This is a genomic window from Aquibium microcysteis (assembly GCF_014495845.1).
GTDB classification, from domain to species: Bacteria; Pseudomonadota; Alphaproteobacteria; order Rhizobiales; family Rhizobiaceae; genus Aquibium; species Aquibium microcysteis.
The window spans coordinates 339,072-358,350 of sequence record NZ_CP061080.1; the positions used below are offsets into that span (position 1 = coordinate 339,072).

The window sequence follows — 19,279 nt, forward strand, 5'->3', positions numbered from 1 at the left end:
TCAGGCTGCCCGCCTGATGACGGTGTCTCGGGCCAGCCAGTAGCCCACGGTCGTCCCCAGAGCGGCGACGCGTTCGCCGTCGCCGGCTTCCCAGTCGAGCAAGCCGATCTCGACCGCGCGATAGATTGCGCCTTCCGGATGCGGGCTGACCGAGGCCACGCGACTGCTGGATTCCGACCACGACAGCGGCTGCCCGTTGACGCGGTCGAGGAAGGCCTTCGCCTCGTCGAGTGTGGGCTCTGCGGCATGAACGAGGCCGTCGTTGCCATTAACAAGGACGATGCCCTTGGGAGCCGTTGCGAGGTGCTGCAGCATGTCGATCGCGGTCTGTACGGCCTCGGTGACCTCCGGCTCGGTTTCCGCATCGAGTTCACTTACGTCGACCGCATGGGTTCCCATCTCGATGGCACCGGCGACGTTCCAGCCAGCATGCGTTTCACTGCCGTCCTCGAGCATCGCATCGACGGCGGCCGCGGTCAGCTGCCAGGAGAGGCCGAACATGTCGGTGCGGCCGATCAAGGCCTCGATCTGGGCGTTGCGGCCTGCGCCGCGGATGATGGTCTCGTTGTAGCTGAACATGGGATGCCTCCTCAGTGATCCCGTGTCCCCGGTCCCCCCGGGGGCTTCCGGCGCGCCGTGCGCCATCCACACAACAAAGGTGGATGCTTTCGTCTATCGGCGCAACAACTAAGTTGTTGACGGCGTTCGCGGAATTGACTTTTCGAACGCTATATAGTGACTAGCGCAAGTCATTCCCTGCTAGCGTTAATATTATGGTTGCAGCATTTTTTCGTAGCGGGTCCTCGATCGGTCGGCGGGAGCGCTTCAGTCGAAGACACTGCCGGAGCCGCTCGGCGGTGGGCTGGGTGGTTGAGGCCCAGGCTGCTGACCCGGATGGTCAGGCAGCTTCTTCTTTACCGCGTCGAGGATGTCTTTGACGAACTTCGGGGTGTGTCCGCGCTGGACGAGGGCCTCGGCAATGAAACGCGCCACCAAGGGTTTGTTGCGGTCTCCGGAAATGCCAAGTTCCGAGCGCGCCTGTGCCTCGAGCTGGTCGAAGAGGCCTGTCTCGATAACCTCCACGTGCGTTTTGCACTGGTCTTCCCAGTTGCCCTGCAGGATGGCGTAGTCAGCCTTCACGCACGCCGCCGGCTCGTCGGCCTCGGGCATTCCAAGCAGCCTGCATAGGGTGCGGTTGGCCGCTCGTTCGGATAGCTTGCCGCCATCGTTGTCAAACACGGTGTAGGTGCGGATGCCATGCACATCATAAAGCTGCGACAGCGTGTCGATTGTGGCCTTGCCGCCCGCCGACACGATGGAGATGCCGTGCGTGTCGAAGTCCATACCATATGCCCGGGCAAAGATCGGGATGGCCTCGCGCTCCGACGGCCCCTCAACCACGATGACAACGCGGGCAAAGAAGGCTTCGGTCATCTCAGAGGTGCGCACGTTCCGGACGAAGGCACGGACGGAGTCTACGGTCATCTGGTCGCGCGCCGGATGCAGCTGCTTGCGGGCCTTCAGCAGGTCCCCGCTGGAGGCTGTCTTCACCTGCGTGCAGACCTCGTCGTCTTCATCCTCGCAGCGGTCGACGAGCACGATGCGGTCGCTTCGCGCCACGTCGAGGAAATGGGCGCTATGGGTCGAGATGAAGATCTGGTTCCCGGCCGCCGCCAGCTCCTCGAATTGCTTCATCAGGCTGCGCTGGGCATGCGGGTGCAGATACAGCTCAGGCTCTTCGATGCCCAGCACCGCATCGCCGCGGAACGACTTGGCGAAGGCCTGGAAGAGTGCCAGCACTAGCACGTTGCGCACGCCCGAGCCGACCTCCAAGGGATTGCGGGCCACGCCACGCTCGACCAACGTCGGATAGAGGCTGCGGTACAAGTTGGTCTCTTCCAGTGTGCGGAATTCGAACGATACGTCATAGCGGGCCGTCTTCAGCTGAGCAGAGAAGGCATCCTTCAGCTCCTGCTCGAACTTCTTGTACTGCTCGGTCTGCAACAGGCCGTGAGCCGTGTTGAGGGCATCGCGGAGCTGGGCCAGCTGGTCACCGCTGTTCTTCAGGGTCTGATGAAGGTGGCGCAGCGCCTGACCGAAAATTGACCAGCGGGACGTGCTGAATTGCCTCTCGTAATTCCGGCTTGCGTCGACGTAGGCGAAGGCCAGCTCCTCCCGGTGAGCGTTGGTGAAGGGGCGCACGCCGCGTCCATGTTTGTCCAACGCGTTCAGGGCGTATTGCGGCTTCGACGTGTCGAACTCGATCTCCGAAACATACGGATGATCGAGCGTCAGCTTGATGTAGACGCTGTTGTCCCGGTTGCGGGCGTAGAAGTCGGAGTCATCCAGATTCGCGGGCATCGGCCAGCGCTCGCCGAGTATGAAATTGACCGCCGACAAGATGTTTGTTTTGCCAGCGTTATTTGCTCCGACGAGGATGCAGATATCCTCCGGAAAGAAGTCGACGTATTTGATCGACCGCCAATTGGCGATCTGGACACGGGTAATCTTCAACGAGGAATCCCCCCATCCGTGTAGACTACACGGATGGGGGGGATTCCGCGACGCTCAGCGGCGGTTATTCATCGGCGGATTGTTTGCCTCCATCCCCGCTTTCATCGCCTCTAGCTCCGGAACCGACTAACGGTCCATCCGGCTCCACGCAATCGCCTGGAGGTCGTCGTCGCTAACCCCTGCAGCCGCCGCGGCATCGGGCCACGACACCTCTCCGTCGCGCAGGAAGTCGCTGATTGCGATGGAGAGGTCTGCCTTCTGGGTGCGCGACTGCCAGTCGGCGAAGCCGAGCTGACGGAAGATGTTGTACTGCTCGAAGTCGAAGTCGTCGTTCATCCGCCGTACCTCGGACCATGCGCATCGATCGCCTGCAGCACATCGTCGAGAGCTTCAAGCGTGAACCCCTTGTTGTCGCGCCGTTCGACCAACGTCCGCATGTCTTCCGGATGGACCCCGGCGATGGCCGCGGCCTCTTCGGTGCTCAGCCCGCGTTGGCGGATGCTGTCGAGGATGGAGAGCGTGATGGTGGCGCGGAGTTCGCGTTCTAGTCCGAGCATGGCAGCCTCCCTGCGTCGCCCCGCCAGATCAGGCCGCTCACGTCTTCATTCATGCGGTCGAGCGTGTCAGCGGGATCGAGAAGCCAACGCGCTAGCCGGAGTCGGTCCGCACGGCCCCAGACTCAACATGACCAATCCCTGCGATCGCGCTCCCATCCATTGGCGCGTCGCCATCCGGAGCTCTCGATCACGACCTCTGTCCCGTCCTCGGGCATGTATCCTCCGAGCGTGTGCCCGAACGTGTGACAGGGAGAGAGATCGGCCACGTAGTAATCTCGCCCATATCTGCCGAGGTGGCGACTCCGTGAAGATCGTGCCTGCGGGCAGTTCAATAAATTCGTTCCAAGTAACCCGGCGCATCAGTGCCACCCTCCCATGTCCGGCCGCGCAACCGCGAGCGCCAGTTCCTCCGCCGAAATCCATTTGCCCAAGTAGGCGACCGCCCCGAACATCGTGACGGCGATCAGCCGCGCGGTCTCATGGTCCTGTTCGCCGACAAGGCGGTAAGTCCGCCCGCTCTCGGTCACAGCAGTCATCGTGTTCACGTCGAAGGATTCGACAGGCGAGGAGCGGCGTGCGCGGGTGGTGCCGGAAGGCGAGCCGACGACGTGCAGGGTGTCCCACGGGCTGGCGTAGATGCCCCAGGATTCGAGCGTGATGTCAGGCTCGTCTTCGACCGATCTGACTGGCATGGTCCCCCTCCGAGAGGCCGTTCCTCAACGGCGTTCTCAAGAAGGGTGTGTCCGCCGGCGGAAATGACCAACCGCCGGCCGGAATGATCACATCGACAGCGCCCATCGCCGCGGATCGGGCTCGGGCAGGTCCACCTTGATGCGCCGGACCAGGTCCTCGTAGCGGTCCATCTCGAGTTTGAGCCGCTCGGCATGCAGCCGGAAAACGGACTTGCCGTATTGCATGTCGTAGTAGTCGGACCTCCATTTGTCGCACTCGCGCCAGGCATCCACGAGCATCTGCTGAAGGATGGCCGGGTTGTCCGGAAGGGTGGGCCGCTCCTTGCGCCGCTTGCGCTCCCAGTCGACCATTTCAAGGGCGGCCTCGAGCATCGCCTGGGCGTGCTCGACCTTGCGCTGGGACGGGATCTCGTCGGTCGGTGGAGGGGGTGGCGTATCGTCGATCATAGGGAGGCTCCGGTTTGTGGGGGCCTTCCTATGGCATGGCGGGTCAGTCGATGCCGGACTCGGGTGTCCCGAGATCTGTCGCGATCCGTACCTGCTGCTTGCGTTTCCCCGGCGCGCCATGTTCCCCTCGAAGGCGTGTCGCTGGAGTTGACTGCCGAGACGAAAGGGAATGGGGGTGCAGCCGATAAATCGGCCCGCTCAAAAGTAGTTGACGTTATACCGTGACGATAAACGGGGCCTAAACTATCTACAGATTATCGCCATAGTATATGAGATTTATCCCATGCCCCGCGCCGCCATCGCCGTTCTGACCTTCAAGTCTCGGGAACATATCCTGAGCGTTGGAGGCACCTGTTCCTGGGCGCTGAACCGCGCCAACGCCCGCAAGTTCGAGTTCGCCGTCTGCACCCGTAACGCCAACACGCGCGAAGCCGAAGGACCCGAGCGGCACGCCACCGCGTTCCTTGTCGGCCGCATCTCCGACGTGGTGCCGTCTCCGGAGCGTCCTGAGCGCTGGCTGATCCAGTTCTCAGAATATGCCATCGCCGACATCCCCAACGTCTGGGGGAAGGGCTGGCGTAACCCAGTCCGCTACACGTGCATGGAAGATCTCGGTATGGACCCGGACACGCTCGACTGGCAGCCGATGCCCGAGCCCGATGCCATCGTGCCGGCCGCCAAGGATGAGGGAGATGATATTGATGCCGACGATGATGAACCCGCGCCGCGCCCGCTGACTATCGCCGAAGCGAAGGCTGGGCTGGCCGAAACATTTGGCGTGTCGCCCGACGCGATCGAGATCACGATCCGGGGCTGATCAGCCGAGGACCATCCATGCCACGAAAGCGGCGCTTGCCGTCCCGGCCAGAAACGGCCGTTTGTGCCGGACGTGCATATCGATCCACTCCCGCCAGCTCAGCGACGCGACGAAAGCCCGGTAGTCCTCCTGCCGGGCCTTTTCGTAGTTGTGATCCGTTTTCCAGCCCATTTCTACGCGTCGAAAAAATCGAGTTGATCCGAAATGCCTTGCCTGAACCTCGATCCGGCGGAGACCTGACGACGATACCGCGCCGCCAGCCGCATGACGAGGGCCGCGAAAGCGCCGCCGGGATAGGTCGCCGAGGGGAGCGGAGGCAAGGGCGTGACCGAGCGTTACGTCGCCCTTGGCGAAGCCCAGTCCGTTCGCTTCCTCGGCGTGGTCCGGGTCGTAGCCGGCGACCGTGCGCAGCGCGGCGTGAGCGGCTTCGAGGGCAGCTGCGGAAGGCCGGGTTTCGCGGTCGAGTTCTGGAAGAGACATGCCGCACAGCGACGGGCTGGCACGGGCTGCGATGCGCTCCAGTCCGCCGCGCCGGCGGGTCGTGGTCTGCCCGCGCAGCTGTCGCGCGTCGCCGCTGCCGTTGAACGCGTCGACGAAGGCGGCCGGGTCGTCGTCCCAGAGGCTCACGGTCTCCGTCATCGAGCGTCACTCCGAACGAGGCCAAGAGAACGATTCCGAACGGTGGAGTAATGGGGGGATCCGTGGGTCATGGTGCGAGCCTCTTTTCGATGGCCTCGAGCCGTTCCGGAATGGCTGCCGTCTTCGCCAGGTCCAGGAGGTCGTCCCTCCGAAGTCGATGCCGAACCACGCGGACCGCTTCCTTCTGGTCGTAGCCACGCTCCACCAGCAGCGCGATCGTTGCCGCGATGAGGGCCGTGACGACTTTCCGGTGGCCGGGACCGCCGCCCTCGATTGCCGCGGAGTAGCGGTAGGCCGCGAAGGCCGCCGCCAGCGCCACGTCGACGTGGCAGGACTCGGGCGCGCCACGACCTTCAGGCTTCCCCGGCTCGGGCGGCGCGCCGCGCTTCCTCAGCCGCGCACGGTAGTCCCGTGTACGCTGCGCGTTGCTGGCGTTGGCAGGATGACCCACCCTCGGCATTTCCCCCGTCCTCCCGTCACTACGAGCGTCACTATGAACACATCTCGCCCGCCGCACGAAAGGGACAAAGCCTCAGTAGCCAGATCGGCGAAGGAAAGCCGGAGGCTCGAAGCCGTCCAGGTCGTCCAGCACGTCCGCTACTGGCGCGTCCGGAACGAGGTCGGGCGCGGACGGCAAGGCGGCCTTCGGCACAGGGGACCAGTCGACCGGGAGGAGTCGGGGCGGCAGCCGTCCGGTCCGCGCCATCCCCGTCACGGTCATGCCCATGGCCGGCGCCTGGAAGGCCTCGGCAAGCGCTGCGCGGATCACGTCGGCACCGTGACCGTCTGACCGCAGGAGCACCGCGGCGGCATCGGCAAGCACGTCACGGATGGCCGGCACGGTCGCCTTCGGCTTGCCTGCCTCGCCTGCGGCACGAAGGGCGGCGCGGCGTTGCCGTTGCTTCTCCGCCTTGTATGCCCGCTTCCCGGCATCGTCGAGCCGCAGGAACTTCGTCCGTGCCAGTCGCCTGGACCGGATTTCATCGTGGAGCCTCAGCAGCTCGTCGTCCGTCGCTTGTCTCATCCCCGTCCTTCTCAGAACCCGGCCTACGATCATGCTGACCAGCGCCGGAGACAATCGCAACATGTTTCTATGCGTAGAAACAAAAAATGGTTTTAGCCCAACGGAGGCCTGCGGCGCACCCGGCAAGATGACGAGCCTTCCGAAGGAGCCATCCATCCCGGGAGCGGGAGCCTCTGTCGCCGTCCCGGAACTGGGGGCGTGGCTGTGCGGCCGGCAGGGATCGAAGCCCGGTGGGTCAGGCTCGGCGAAGCAAATGCCACTGCCCTTGCAGGATAAAAACGGAGCAAGCCACTGGCACAACCTGAACAGACAAAACCGCGAAGCGGCACGGTCCTTCTTCAGGCCGGGATGACGGGGAAGCGTCGATCGGAGCCCCACGGTGGCGGCCCAGGAGCCTAAAGGCGACAGCTGCCCCGACCACGGATTCAAGGACGGAATCCGTCCCCGATTTCTTCCTGCTGGAATCAGGGGGGTCTGGCCGACCTCCGAAGCACCGGGAAAGGCAGGCCGGACCTGCATCGGTCAACTGGCTTTAAAACCCGTATTCCGCTGTTTCGGCTTTTCACCGAAAACGTTCAAAACCCGTATTCCGCAAACTTATCCCATCCTCTGGGCCGGATGGGTTCAGAACGTCCGCTTCTCTTGAACCCATGGCGTGCGATGGGTGGGTCGAAACCTTGCAGATCAAGGGATTGAGATCAAAACTCATGCCTCGGGATGGATGGGTTTTGATCTTTCGAACCCACGGCTTCGGAAAGATGGCTTCGAGACCTTGTCCCACTGCGCCGGCCGGCCAATCCTCGATGGAGGCAGACGACGAGGAGGAGGACGATGCCGAGCCAGATCAAGCCACCGAGGCCAAGGGCACCCACCGGGCACTTCCGTCCGGCCCCCCGGGGAACGGTCGCCAAGGCTCTCTCGACGCTTGGCGGGCTGGCGCAGGTATCGCCCGAGTCGCCGCGTCCGGCGGAGATGTTGGATAGCGTGGCACTGCACCAGCCGGCCGGGTTCAACCTGACCGTCGACGACGAGATCCTGCACGACCTGCTCGCCAGCAAGGCGTACGAAGCCGACCAGTCGATGGCAGACCAGATGCACACTCTCCGGATCGCGGACGCGCAGCGCTACCTCAACTCGCGGGCCATCGAGCACAACGCCAAAGCCGAGAAGAATGACGACCGGGTTCCCCGCGGCCGGGTGGAACGCAGCGACGTTCTGGCTAGCCTGCGCCGTCTGAAGATGGCGACCGTGACCTACGGCGCGGCCGGTGGCCGCAAGTTCGCGGATGTCTCCCTTCTGGAGTGGTGGTCGGAGACAACCGAGGACGAGGACGTAGTCCGCTACCGCCTCCCGGCTCCGATCCGAGAGCTGCTCGGCACCCAGCCGCGCTACGCCTACCTCGAACTGGCGGCGCTGCCGACCATGTCGAGCAAATACTCCTTGCGACTTTACAAGCGTCTCGCGCTGGAGGCCTCGAAGCGGAAGTGGGTCCCGGGCGAGGACAATACGATCCGGCTCTCCCCGACACCCGCGGAGTTGGCCGGCTGGGTCGGATTTCCGCTCGATGCCAGCGGTGGCGTGAAGGCGGGCAAGCTGCGGGAGCGCGTCCTCGATCACCTTCCGAAGGATTTCGCCGACGTGCGCGCGTTCCGGATCGCCGTCGCCCCGAGAAAGGGAGGCGGCAGGGGTGCTCCCGTTGAGGCAATTGACATCGAACTGACGCTATCTCCACCCGAACGCCGTGCGGTTCGCCTGTTCTTCCAGCCATCGCTCGATCCCGTCCGCGTTGGCCGCAAGGACCTCGAGGAATACATGCTGGATTCCAGGACGGTCCGCCGCGCCAACGCCACCTTCGGTCGCGCGATGGGGCTGATTCACGGCAGCGAGTTTTCCGCGCTCTGGCAGATCGCGCTTGAGGAAGCGCTTTCCGGCGATCCGATCAGCGACGGCTACGCGACCCGGCCGACCCGAGGCGAACAGTTGCTGGCGGCGATAGCGTCCCGCGGCGCGGACCATGCCGCCTGGGACTTCTTCGGACAAGAGTGCGCGGAACCGGACATCCGGCTCATCCGTCATGAGGACTTCAGCGCATACCTCGCACGGGAGAAGGCGGCCGACGAGGCACGCTACGAACGCCTCGGCGACGAGGCTCCGCGAGGCACCCGTAAGCGGGCCCCGGCGTTCATCGCCGACGAGACCGCAGCCGCACCGGTAGCCGAGCCACAGGCAGTGCCGACGGACCTGACGCTCGAGGACTGCAACGCGGTCGTCTTCCCCGTCGACCCGGCTTGCGGCAGCCTAGAAGTCGACGATGTCGGCACCTTCATCGCGAAGATGACATGGACGGGCAACCGCGCGGTCGATGTCATCCTGCGCTTCGGCGCGCACGGCCACGAGACATGGACGGTCGGACGCTACCCGGTGTCCGAGGACGACATCGACACTGTCCTGCGGCGTTTCAGGACAGCAATCAGTGACATCGAGGAGTTCGAGTGATGCAGCCCAATATCTACGCGCGCAAACGGATTGAGCCCAAGGCAGCCCCGGTCCTCCCGGTCGCGGCAACTTCCGTCCAGCCCGGCCTCCGTTTCCTACTCGATCCGGAGGCGATGGCCGAGGCCGGCCAGTTGTCCCGCCATCTAGCCGGCCGCCAGCTGAGGAAAGGCTGGCTGGCATGGTACCTGCGCGAAGTCATGCCGCGGGAGCTTCCGAACCTGATGCGCGCCGACGAGGTCCTGCAGGGTCTCGTAAGCCGGGCAATCACGCACGTTTCCGATCATCCGGAGATGCCTGCGTGGTGGCATTCGATCCTGGTCTGCGTAGCGAACGGTCACCCGCAGCGCCTGCGCGAAATCTGCGAGCGGGTCCTTGATTGGCGGCCGGCAGGCGGCAGCACGGAAGTCGACGAAGAGGGAGGCGACCGCCTGTGGCACGAGAAGATCGTCGTCAGGCAGACCGCGCGCGGGGCGCAAGGGCGTGGACGCTGGGCATCCGACTGGGACGTGTCCGACGACGAGGCAATGGAGGTGGAGAAGGCGAAGGACTTCGAATTCAGCCAGCTCAAGCCGAAAGGCGAGGTGTCGATGGAGATCCCGTTCTGATGCCGGGGCGTTGACGCGGCTGCTGGGAGCCCTGTATCCCGATCGCACCTTGTTAGATCCTGCCGGCTACGCTGCGGGCAGCATAAGGACACAGAAGACATGGCGAGGCTCTCGATACGCACAGCGCGCTGACCGCCGCCCCCTCAAGGGCCGATCCCGCATGCACGTATTCAGGAGCCTACCTATGTCCTTCACCCAGAAATTCTACACCGCCGATCATCACTTCGGACACGCGTTGATGCTGTCCGAGACCGCCTGCGCGCGACCCTTCGCGTCGACGAAGGAGATGGACGAGTGCCTGATCGACTGCTGGAACAGCGTCGTCCGGAAGGACGATTTGGTATTCCATCTCGGCGATTTCAGCATGGGCCTCGGCGATGCTGCCCGGGTTGAGTCGGTCTTCCGTCGCCTGAATGGCCGCAAGCGTCTCGTGCTTGGCAACCATGACTATGCCAAGGCCAACGTCATCCATCCGACCCTGGCCGGACTGGCTTGGGACGCACCGCCGGCGGCAGCGATGGAGACGATCGACGAGGGCGAGCGGGTCTATCTGAGCCACTACGCCGCACGGACGTGGCCCGGCCAGCATAAGGGCAGCTTCCACTTCTTCGGCCACTCGCACGGCCGGCTGGCTCCGTTCGGCCGTAGCCGCGATGTCGGGGTTGACTGTCCGGACACCGGATACGCGCCGCGAACTTTCAAGCAGCTCGTCTCGGGGATGGACCTCGAGCCTATCGTCGCCGAGGAGGCCGAAAGCTTCGCGCCGTGACACCCGGCGGCGACATCTCGGACGCATGGGACCTAGCAGCCATCGCCCGCCGGCGCTGGCCCGACCTCGTCGACGACTGCTGACGCTCGAAGACATCGGCAGGGCGCTCGTCAGGCGGGCTTCAAGCGGCCCGCCGCACTGGGCCGGACTACGAATCCTGCGGGCGGTTGGCGTGCTGATCGGGCCGAAAAGCCAAGGATTTCAGGGCTGAAGGCGCGAAAGCCGCCACGGGGTTTTCGTGGCGGTTTTCGTGGCGGTTCCGGCAAGCACGCTGGCTAAGTGCCTGAAATGATTGGTGGGCGATGAGAGACTCGAACTCCCGACATCCTCGGTGTAAACGAAGCGCTCTACCAACTGAGCTAATCGCCCGGACCGGCGCGATTTAAGCGCTTTGGCGCGTCCGCGCAAGTCGCGTGCGCGCCAAATCGCGTCCGGCACCGTCGGGCTGCAGGGCCTGCCCGGACGTCCGGCCGGCATTGCGCCGGTCCCGTGCTCCCCGTCAGGCCGACGGCCTCGGGCGCGCTCGTCCGTCCGCCCCGCCGACGTCTCTCGACAGCCTGCCCGCACTCTGATGCCGCATCTCCCGGACCCGTCCTCTTTGCCGCCCGCGGCCTCGTCGCCCACCCTCGGGCCTGGGCTTCCGCTGGGGCATCCGGCCCGCCGCATGAAGAACTTCCTGCCGGCCTCTTTTTCGTCGGCTGAACCCGCCTGAAGGCGCTTGACACTCCCGTCCGAACCCCGTAATCACCCGCCCACGACGACGGGCGCAGCGCCGCCCCAGTCCAATGCGCGGGTGTAGCTCAGTCGGTTAGAGTGCCGGCCTGTCACGCCGGAGGTCGCGGGTTCGAGCCCCGTCACTCGCGCCATTTTCTCTTCAGCGAATGTCCTGTGTCGCCGGTACATCCTGGCCGGTGCGGCTGCGCCCGGGAATGCGCCATCTCCCGGTCTACCTCGGATGTTCTCCCGGGAATCGGACCCGCCATCACGTCATCCGCCGTCACCCTTGACCCGCCCCAAGAAAACCCCGACCTTTCCAGGACGATCGGACACGAGGGCGGCGAAGGCTTTGGGCGGGAATTCCGAGACCACCGGGACGGGCGAGATGCCGCTTCGCCGGGCGCTCGTGCCGGCTGCGCCCGCGCGCGAGGTCGAACTCAAGCTCGTGGCGCCGCCCGACGCGCTCGACGCGCTCGCCTCGGCTGACCTCGTGCAGGCCGTGGCCCGCAATGCCGGAACCGTGCGCAATCTCGCCTCCGCCTATTTCGACACGCCCGGCCGCGACCTGACGAAGGCCGGATTTGCGCTGCGCGTGCGCAGCGTCGGCCGCAGGCGGGTCATGACCGTGAAGACCGCCGGGGGCGGTGCGGCCGACGGGCTCGTCGGCCGCGGCGAGTGGGAGGTCGACATCGCGGGCGAGACGCCCGATCTCGCCGCCGTGCCGGACGCGGTGCCGCAGGCCTTCCGCGATCTCCTTGCGGACGCCGTGCTCGAGCCCGTCGTCGCAACGAAGGTGCGTCGCCGGTCGCGCAAGCTCGACCTGCCGTCCGCCTGCATCGAACTCTGCATCGACACCGGCACGGTGGAAGCGGGCGGCCGCACGGAGCCGCTGAGCGAGATCGAGCTCGAACTCGTTTCCGGCGAGGCGAGTGCGCTCTACGACGTGGCGCTGGCCATGCTGGAGCGTGGTCCCGCCGAAATGAGCCTCTACTCGAAGGCGGCGCGCGGCTTCGATCTCGCCTTCGACCGGCCGCCCGCCTGGCGCAAGCCGCGCCGGGCGGCGATCGCGCGCTCCGCCGCGCTCGACGATGCCTTCGCGGCCATGCTGTCGGAGGCGCTGCGGCATTTCCTGGACAACCGGCCGGCCGCGCTCGACGGCCGCGACGCCGAAGGTATCCACCAGACGCGGGTCGCGCTGCGGCGCCTGCGCACGATCCTCAAGGTCGTGGCCGGGGCGACGGGAAGCGCCGCCGCGCCGGATTTCGCCGCGACCGCGCAATGGCTCGCCGGCGAACAGGGGGATGCGCGCGGCTTCGACGTCTTCCTGGCCGAGACCGTCCCGCCGGTGGAGGCCGCCTGCGCCGATCCGTCCGGCTTCGATGCCGTCCGCGCGGCCGCAGACCCGCTGCGTGCGGAGGGCTATGCCCGCGCCCGTGCCGCCTTCCGCGATCCGGCCGCGCTGCGGCTGCCGCTGGCGCTCGCCCGCTGGATCGAGCTGCGCGGCTGGCGCGACGGCGCCGCGCCCGAGGCGCTGGCGCGTCTGGCCGAACCGGCGGCGGACCTCGCCCGCGATCTTCTCGACCGCCAGCACCGCAAGGTCCTGAAACGCGGCCGCCGCTTCGGCAAGCTCGATGCGGAGGGGCGGCACGAGGTGCGGCTCGCGCTGAAGAAGCTGCGCTACCTCAGCGACTTCCTGCTGCCGCTGTGCACGAAGGACAGGAAGGCTGCGGCCTTCGTCAAGGCGCTGTCGCGGCTGCAGGACGGGCTCGGCCGCTACAACGACGTCGCCACCACCGACCCGCTGCTGCACAGGCTCGCCGCGGGCGATGCGACGGCGGCGCTCCTCCGCGCCTGCGGCGAGATCCGCGGCTGGCAGGCGCGCGATCTCGAGGCGACCGAAGACCGGCTGCTGTCGGGCTGGAAGGCCTTCGCCTCAGTGAAGCCGCCCTGGACCGACTGAATCAGCACGCTCCGGTGCCGGCGGCGGGTAGAGCCGGCCAAGCAGGATCGGCGTCAGGTACATCGGCACCTGGTAGCAGCCGATGAACAGCAGCAGCGGCTCGGTCACGGCCGCCGGCAGCGCGGTCAGGAACAGCGCGATGTTGCGGTTGCCGGCGATGATGCCGAGCGGCGCCACGAAGCGCTGCGGCGCCGTCCGCCTCAACACCGTCGCCGCCGCGATCTGCAGGCCGAAATTGCCGGCGAAGGCAGCGCCGAGCGCCAGCGCCAGGTCGGCCGGGCTTTCGCGGATCGCCGGCCCCACGGCCGACATCAGCCCCACCACCACGATCGCCATCGCGATCGCCGACACCCCGTCCAGCGCGGCGATCGCCGCGGGCGAGGGGTTGCGGACGAGGAAGCCGCGAATCAGGAAGGCCGCGCCCGCCGCGCCGCCGATGATGCCGAGCAGCCGCCCGGCCGAAGCCACGACCGCGCCTGCCTCGCCCAGCATCGGCGACAGCCAGAACACCGGAACCACCGTCAGCGGCAGGATGGCGGTGCCCAGAACCATCAGCCTGAGCGCCGGCGCCGGATCGTTGCCGGTCAGCACCGTCAGGTTCGGGCTGCCCGAGATCGGCGCCGCCGCCGCCATCAGCACCAGCCCGGTGGCCAGCGCGCCGTGCCAGCCGGCAAGGCCGAAGGCGGCGATGAAACCCACCGGCAGCGCCACCTGATAGACGAGGGCGACGCCCAGCGACGCGCGGATGTCGGACAGCGCGCCGAAGGCCTGGCGCGGCCCGACCCTGAGGGCGGCGATGAACAGAAGCCCGGCCACCAGTTCGGCGATCCAGTCGCGCATGGCGAGCGCCACGCCCGGCATCAGGATCCCCGCCACGAGTCCCGCCACCAGCACGCCGCGGCCGTGGCGGGCGGGCCAGGCGAGCAGTGCGGCGGCGGTCACGCGATGCCCCGCAGGACGAGCAGCACGGCCGCCATGCCGGCCATGGCGAGCAGGGCCGGGCGGTAGCGCCGGTCGAAGCGGCCGCGCAGCCGCCGCGCGATGAGGATGCCGGCCAGCATCGGCGGCAGCATCAATGCGGCCAGCGCCACCTCGCGCAGCCCGGCGCGGCCGGCCATGGCCAGGCCCGCGAGCGCGAGCAGGCAGCCGAGCGCGAAGAAGGCGGCGAGCGTCGGGCGCGCCTCCCCGGGCGGCCTGTCCTGGTAGATCAGCGCCAGCGGTGGCGCGCCGACCGAGGTGATGGTGGCCATCAGGCCCGACAGCGCCGATACGCCGATCAGGTTGGGCCGGTTGAACGGGATGCGCCTGCCGAACACCGACATCGCCACGGCCAGGCCGACCATCAGGCCGAAGGCGATGGAGAAGCCGCGCTCGTCGCTCAGGACGGCCAGCACGCCGGTCGCCGCCGCCACCCCTGCCACGCGGCCGATCGCGCCGGTGGCGACCTCGTTCCAGGCGATCGCGTGGCGTTCGCCGAACGCGCCCCAGCCGGAGCTCAGCATGCCGAGAATCAGCGTCGGCACGGGCACCAGCTCCGGGTCGATCAGCGCCAGAAGCGGCGCGGCGGTCAGGCCGAAGCCCATGCCGAGCCCCAGCTGCACGATCGCCGCCGCGACGATGATCAGCCCGACGAGAGCGAGCCAGGGCACGGTGAGCCCCGTATAGGCGACGAGATCCATGCGCTGCGCGTCCGTCAGCCGGCCGCGGCCGGGCGCATGTTGTCGGGCAGCCAGGTCGCGAGCTGGGGGAAGGCGATCAGCACGAACACCATCGCCACCATGATCAGGAACATCGGGAAGGCGGCCTTCGCGATGTAGTTCATCTCGTGCCGCGTCATGCCCTGCAGCACGAACAGGTTGAAGCCGATCGGCGGCGTGATCTGCGCCATCTCCACGACGACGACGATGAAGATGCCGAACCAGATGATGTCGATCCCCGCCGCCCGCACCATCGGCTCCACCACGGCGATCGTCAGCACCACCGACGAGATGCCGTCGAGGAAGCAGCCGATGACGATGTAGAAGACGAGCAGCACCATCAGCAGTTCGAACCGCGACAGCTGCATGGAGCCGATCCATTCGGCCAGATGCCGCGGCAGGCCGGTGAAGCCCATCGACAGCGACAGGAAGGCCGCACCCGCCAGGATGAGCGCGATCATCGCCGAGGTGCGCGTCGCGCCGAGCAGGCTTTCGGTGAAGGTCGACCACGTCAGCGAGCCCTGCGCGGCGGCCAGCACCAGCGCCCCCACCACGCCGATCGCGGCGGCTTCGGTGGCGGTGGCGAAGCCGAGATACATCGAGCCGATGACGGCCATGATCAGGAGCAGCACCGGGATGAGGAAGCGCGAATTCGCCACCCGTTCGGCAAGGCGCATCGGCGGCTCCGGATCGGGCCGGTAGTCTGGCGAAAGTCGCGACACCGCAACGACATAGAGCATGAACATCGCCGCCAGCACGAGGCCGGGCACGACGCCGGCGATGAACAGCTTGGTGATGGATTCGTTGATCGTCACGCCATAGACGATCAGCGTCAGCGAGGGCGGGATCATCAGGCCCAGCGTGGCGGCACCCGCCAGCGTGCCGATGATGTGCTTCTCGGGATAGTTGCGCTTGCGCAGTTCCGGGATCGACATCTTGCCGACCGTGGTCAGCGTCGCCGCCGACGAGCCGGAGACCGCGGCGAACACGGTGCAGCCGACGATGTTGGTGTGCAGCAGGCCGCCCGGCAGCTTCGCCATCCAGGGCGACAGGCCCTTGAACATGTCCTCCGACAGCCGCGTCCGGAACAGGATCTCGCCCATCCAGATGAACAGCGGCAGCGCCGTCAGCGTCCAGGACGAGGCCGAGCGCCAGATCACCGTCATCATCGCGTCGCCGGCCGGACGCGTCGTGAAGAGCTCCATGCCCACGAAGGCGACGCCGAGCAGGGCAAGCCCCACCCAGACCCCGGTGCCGAGCAGGAGGAACAGGACGAACAGGAAGATGCCGATCGGGAGAAGCTGTTCCACCGCGCCTACTCCGCCGCGTCTTCGATCGCCGAGGCGCGGATGTTGTCGCGGCCGCGGGCGATGAGGGTAACCAGATTGTCGGCGAAGCACACCGCCAGCAGGATCGCGCCGGCCGCCATCGGCAGCTGCGGGATCCAGATCGGCGTCGCGTCCTGGCCCTGGCTGATGTCGTTGAAGCGGATCGACAGATGCACCGTGCGCACCGCGTACCAGGCGAGATAGGCGCTGGCCGCCGTGCCGACCGCCAGGCCCCAGAGCTCGCCCCAGCGGCGGTAGCGGCCGAGCGCGCCGAGCAGCAGGCTGACGCGGATGTGCGCGCCGTGGTTCAGCGCATGCGCGAAGGCGAGGAACGACGCCGCGGCCATCAGGTAGCCGGCATATTCGGAGGAGCCGTGAAACGGGATGCCCGTCCAGCGCGAGGCCATCTGGAGAACGATGACCGCCAGGATGAGCACCAGGCAAAGCGCCGCGAGCATGGCGGCAAGATCGTAGACCGCGTCGAGCGCGCGGCGGATTGCGGAAGCCATGTCGGTACCCCGGTTGATAAGGGGCGATCCGGCCAGCGCCCGCAAGCGGGGCCGGATCGCGTCATGGGAACCCGCGGGCGGTTACTTCGCCTTGTAGGCGTCGATGATGGCCTTGCCGTCGTCGCCGGCGGCCTTCACCCATTCGTCCGTCATGGTCGCGCCGAAGGCGGCGAGGTCGGAGCGCAGCTGGTCGCTCGGGCCGGCGACCTTCATGCCGTTGTCGGCCAGCGTCTTCAGGTAGCCGGCGGTCAGCTCCTCCGACTTCGTCGCGCCGCGCTCGGCTGCGGCTGCGCCGCAATCCATCACGGCCTTGCGGGTGGCCTCGTCCAGCGCCTCGAAGGCCTCCTTGTTGGCCACGATCACGTTGCGCGGCAGCCAGGCCTGCACGTCGTAGAAATGCGTCAGGCTCTCCCAGACCTTGGAATCGACGCCGGTGGAGCCCGACGAGATGAAGGCCTCCGCCACGCCTGTGGCCAGTGCCTGGCTGAGCTCGGCCGCCTCGATCTGCACCGGCGCCATGCCGGCCAGTTCCGCGATGCGGGCGGTGGCGGCGTTGTAGGCGCGGAACTTGATGCCGGCCATGTCGGCCACCGAATTCAGGTCCTTCTTGGCGTAGATGCCCTGCGGCGGCCACGGCACCGAATAGACGTAGACCAGGTTCTGGTCGGCCAGCACCTTCTCCAGCTGCGGCAGTGCCGCCTCCCAGAGCTTCTTGGAGTCGGCGAAGGAGGTGGCGAGGAAGGGAATGGAATCGACCCCGAACAGCGGGTTCTCGTTGGCATGGGCCGACAGCAGCCGCTCGCCGATCGGCGCCTGGCCGGTCTGCACGGCCCGCTTGATGTCGGCGCCGGAGAACAGCGAGCCGCCCGGATGGGTGACGATGTCGAGCGCCCCGCCGGTGGCGTCTTTCACGCAGGCGGTGAAGGTGGTCGCGTTCTCCGAGTGGAAGTTGGTGGCCGGGTACGCCATCGGCATGTCCCAGGTTTCGGCCGTGGCGGCATTGGCGGCCATGCCGGAAAGGGCGGTGGCGGCAAGCAGCGTCCTGAAGCTCTTCATCATGGTCTTGTCTCCCATTGTTGTGGTTGCTGGATGAAGTTCCCTGTGGTCGTCTGTCCCTGTCCTATTGGAAGCGCGAAGGCGCATAGGGTGCAAGGTCAATGTTCGGGGTTCGCCCCGAAACGAGTTGCGCCAGGATGCGGCCGGTCTTCGGACCGCCGGTCAGCCCGACATGATGGTGGCCGAAGCCGAGATAGGCGCCGCGGGCGCCGGGCACCTCGCCGATGACCGGGATGGAATCCGCCGGCGCCGGCCGATGCCCCATCCACTCGCTCTTCTCCCTGAAGGTCAGGCCGGGCAGGGCAGCCTTCACGTTCTTCATCAGGAGGTCGAAGGGCGCGCGCGAGGCCGGCGCGTCCAGCCCGCCGAACTCCACGATGCCCGCCAGCCGCAGCCGCCCGTCCATCGGCGTCATCACGAATTTGCCGGAAGCGATCATCATCGGATTGCGCGGCGCCACCGACGGGCCGAAGAGCTCGACATGGTAGCCGCGCTCGCTTTCGAGCGGAACGTCGAGCCCGAGCGTCGCGCAGAGCCGCTTCGACCAGACGCCTGTGGCGATCACCGCGGCCGCGCAGGCGATCGTCTCGCCGCCCGCGCGCACGCCGGTCACCGTCCCGTTCTCGCGCACGATGCCGGTGACCTCCGTCTTCACCAGCCGTCCGCCGGAGGCCACGACATGGGCGGCGAGGTCCTGGACGTAGCGGCCGGGATCGGTGATCGTGCCGTGGTTCGGGAACCTCGCCGCGAAGCCGAGCGATGGCGACAGCGCCGGATCGTAGGCGCGCAGCGCCTCGCCCTCGATCTCGTCCCAGGCGATGCCCCGCTCCCTGCGGATGCCCCAGCCGAAGGCGTCACCCTCGTAGTGGGCCCGGTCCCGGTAGATGTAGACATAGTCGGAGGGGCGCAGCCAGCGCTCCGCGCCGGTGCCGGCTGCCAGGGCCTGGTGGTCGGCCAGGCTGTCGCCGACGATCGGCAGCAGCGCGTCGGCGATGCGGTTCACCGCCTCCGGCGTGCAATGCGCGAGATAGCGGCGCAGCCAGGGCAGGAGCCTGGGCAGGTAGGACCATTTCAGGAACAGCGGCTGGTCGGGGCTGAGAAGCATCCGCGGCGCCCGCGCAAGCAGGCCGGGCACGGTGACGGGCACGACGGAGGCGGAAGCCAGCACGCCGCCATTGCCGTAGCTGGTGCCCGATCCCGGTTCGCCGCGATCGATCAGGACGACCTCCTGGCCGTCGCGCTGCAGCCAGATGGCGGTCGAGACGCCGACGATGCCGGCGCCGATCACCACGATCGGCCGTTTCGTGCCGGTGCTCGATCCGATCGGATCCATGCGGTTCCCTGCGTCAGCCTTGCTGATCACGATCCTGTCACACGATGACAAATTGTCAACGTTTTATCTGCGAAGTCTCGATATCGAGTGTCGACGCTGGCCGGAGAAGTCAATCCGAC

At 66.9% G+C, this 19,279-nt stretch carries 20 protein-coding genes and 2 tRNA genes; 6 read left to right on the forward strand and 16 right to left on the reverse strand.

Annotated features, from left to right (window positions below; genetic code table 11):
* The 6 genes from IAI54_RS01630 to IAI54_RS01655 form a co-directional block, all read right to left on the reverse strand.
* A complete protein-coding gene (locus tag IAI54_RS01630; RefSeq protein WP_187970703.1) occupies positions 1-579 on the reverse strand; it encodes a hypothetical protein in 579 nt (192 codons plus the stop codon).
* 246 nt (positions 580-825) lie between these two features.
* A complete protein-coding gene (locus IAI54_RS01635) occupies positions 826-2,514 on the reverse strand; it encodes an ATP-dependent nuclease (RefSeq protein ID WP_187970704.1) in 1,689 nt (562 codons plus the stop codon).
* 126 nt (positions 2,515-2,640) lie between these two features.
* Entirely contained in the window at positions 2,641-2,850 is a 210-nt protein-coding gene (locus tag IAI54_RS01640; protein ID WP_187970705.1) for a hypothetical protein, read from the reverse strand.
* Positions 2,847-3,071 (reverse strand): helix-turn-helix domain-containing protein, encoded by a 225-nt coding sequence (locus tag IAI54_RS01645; protein ID WP_187970706.1) that lies wholly within the window; start codon positions 3,069-3,071, stop codon positions 2,847-2,849. The genes IAI54_RS01640 and IAI54_RS01645 overlap by 4 nt, the downstream gene beginning before the upstream one ends.
* Positions 3,072-3,430: 359 nt before the next feature.
* Positions 3,431-3,763, reverse strand: coding sequence for a hypothetical protein (locus tag IAI54_RS01650; protein WP_187970707.1), 333 nt, complete (start codon positions 3,761-3,763; stop codon positions 3,431-3,433).
* 87 nt (positions 3,764-3,850) lie between these two features.
* On the reverse strand, positions 3,851-4,210 hold the full coding sequence (locus IAI54_RS01655) for a hypothetical protein (protein ID WP_187970708.1): 360 nt from the start codon (positions 4,208-4,210) through the stop codon (positions 3,851-3,853).
* 283 nt (positions 4,211-4,493) lie between these two features.
* Between IAI54_RS01655 and IAI54_RS01660 the strand changes: the two genes are divergently transcribed.
* Complete coding sequence (locus tag IAI54_RS01660) at positions 4,494-5,027, forward strand: hypothetical protein (protein ID WP_187970709.1); 534 nt, start codon at positions 4,494-4,496, stop codon at positions 5,025-5,027.
* On the opposite strand, the gene IAI54_RS01665 is transcribed toward IAI54_RS01660, so the two are convergent.
* From IAI54_RS01665 to IAI54_RS01675, 3 genes are all read right to left on the reverse strand, one after another.
* Complete coding sequence (locus IAI54_RS01665) at positions 5,028-5,666, reverse strand: hypothetical protein (RefSeq protein WP_187970710.1); 639 nt, start codon at positions 5,664-5,666, stop codon at positions 5,028-5,030. It abuts the gene before it with no gap.
* Between the two features lie 67 nt (positions 5,667-5,733).
* Positions 5,734-6,126, reverse strand: coding sequence for a hypothetical protein (locus IAI54_RS01670; protein ID WP_187970711.1), 393 nt, complete (start codon positions 6,124-6,126; stop codon positions 5,734-5,736).
* Positions 6,127-6,198: 72 nt separating this feature from the next.
* Positions 6,199-6,690 (reverse strand): hypothetical protein, encoded by a 492-nt coding sequence (locus IAI54_RS01675; protein ID WP_187970712.1) that lies wholly within the window; start codon positions 6,688-6,690, stop codon positions 6,199-6,201.
* A gap of 831 nt (positions 6,691-7,521) precedes the next feature.
* Between IAI54_RS01675 and IAI54_RS01680 the strand changes: the two genes are divergently transcribed.
* The 3 genes from IAI54_RS01680 (at position 7,522) to IAI54_RS01690 (ending at position 10,560) form a co-directional block, all read left to right on the forward strand.
* A complete protein-coding gene (locus IAI54_RS01680; protein WP_187970713.1) occupies positions 7,522-9,186 on the forward strand; it encodes a hypothetical protein in 1,665 nt (554 codons plus the stop codon).
* Positions 9,186-9,791 (forward strand): hypothetical protein, encoded by a 606-nt coding sequence (locus tag IAI54_RS01685; RefSeq protein ID WP_187970714.1) that lies wholly within the window; start codon positions 9,186-9,188, stop codon positions 9,789-9,791. The genes IAI54_RS01680 and IAI54_RS01685 overlap by 1 nt, the downstream gene beginning before the upstream one ends.
* Before the next feature lie 184 nt (positions 9,792-9,975).
* The gene (locus tag IAI54_RS01690; protein ID WP_187970715.1) at positions 9,976-10,560 is read left to right on the forward strand and encodes a hypothetical protein; all 585 of its coding nucleotides are present in this window, start codon (positions 9,976-9,978) and stop codon (positions 10,558-10,560) included.
* Positions 10,561-10,853: 293 nt separating this feature from the next.
* Here the strand turns inward: IAI54_RS01690 and IAI54_RS01695 are convergent.
* A tRNA-Val gene (locus IAI54_RS01695) sits at positions 10,854-10,929 on the reverse strand.
* A gap of 420 nt (positions 10,930-11,349) precedes the next feature.
* Between IAI54_RS01695 and IAI54_RS01700 the strand changes: the two genes are divergently transcribed.
* Together IAI54_RS01700 and IAI54_RS01705 are read left to right on the forward strand one after the other, a co-directional pair.
* A tRNA-Asp gene (locus tag IAI54_RS01700) sits at positions 11,350-11,426 on the forward strand.
* A 236-nt stretch (positions 11,427-11,662) separates the two neighbouring features.
* The gene (locus IAI54_RS01705; RefSeq protein WP_187970716.1) at positions 11,663-13,237 is read left to right on the forward strand and encodes a CYTH and CHAD domain-containing protein; all 1,575 of its coding nucleotides are present in this window, start codon (positions 11,663-11,665) and stop codon (positions 13,235-13,237) included.
* Here the strand turns inward: IAI54_RS01705 and IAI54_RS01710 are convergent.
* The 6 genes from IAI54_RS01710 to IAI54_RS01735 form a co-directional block, all read right to left on the reverse strand.
* Positions 13,211-14,179 carry a hypothetical protein gene (locus IAI54_RS01710; protein ID WP_187970717.1) on the reverse strand — a complete coding sequence of 323 codons (969 nt, stop codon included), beginning with the start codon at positions 14,177-14,179 and terminating at the stop codon, positions 13,211-13,213. The two genes, IAI54_RS01705 and IAI54_RS01710, sit on opposite strands and share 27 nt — an antisense overlap.
* Complete coding sequence (locus IAI54_RS01715) at positions 14,176-14,916, reverse strand: TSUP family transporter (RefSeq protein WP_187970718.1); 741 nt, start codon at positions 14,914-14,916, stop codon at positions 14,176-14,178. The genes IAI54_RS01710 and IAI54_RS01715 overlap by 4 nt, the downstream gene beginning before the upstream one ends.
* Before the next feature lie 14 nt (positions 14,917-14,930).
* The gene (locus IAI54_RS01720) at positions 14,931-16,244 is read right to left on the reverse strand and encodes a TRAP transporter large permease (protein WP_187970719.1); all 1,314 of its coding nucleotides are present in this window, start codon (positions 16,242-16,244) and stop codon (positions 14,931-14,933) included.
* Between the two features lie 5 nt (positions 16,245-16,249).
* A complete protein-coding gene (locus IAI54_RS01725) occupies positions 16,250-16,771 on the reverse strand; it encodes a TRAP transporter small permease (RefSeq protein WP_187970720.1) in 522 nt (173 codons plus the stop codon).
* Positions 16,772-16,852: 81 nt separating this feature from the next.
* Positions 16,853-17,827, reverse strand: coding sequence for a TRAP transporter substrate-binding protein (locus IAI54_RS01730; protein ID WP_187972971.1), 975 nt, complete (start codon positions 17,825-17,827; stop codon positions 16,853-16,855).
* 64 nt (positions 17,828-17,891) lie between these two features.
* Positions 17,892-19,160: an NAD(P)/FAD-dependent oxidoreductase gene (locus IAI54_RS01735; protein WP_187970721.1), complete on the reverse strand. Its 1,269-nt coding sequence runs from the start codon at positions 19,158-19,160 to the stop codon at positions 17,892-17,894.
* Positions 19,161-19,279 lie beyond the last annotated feature (119 nt).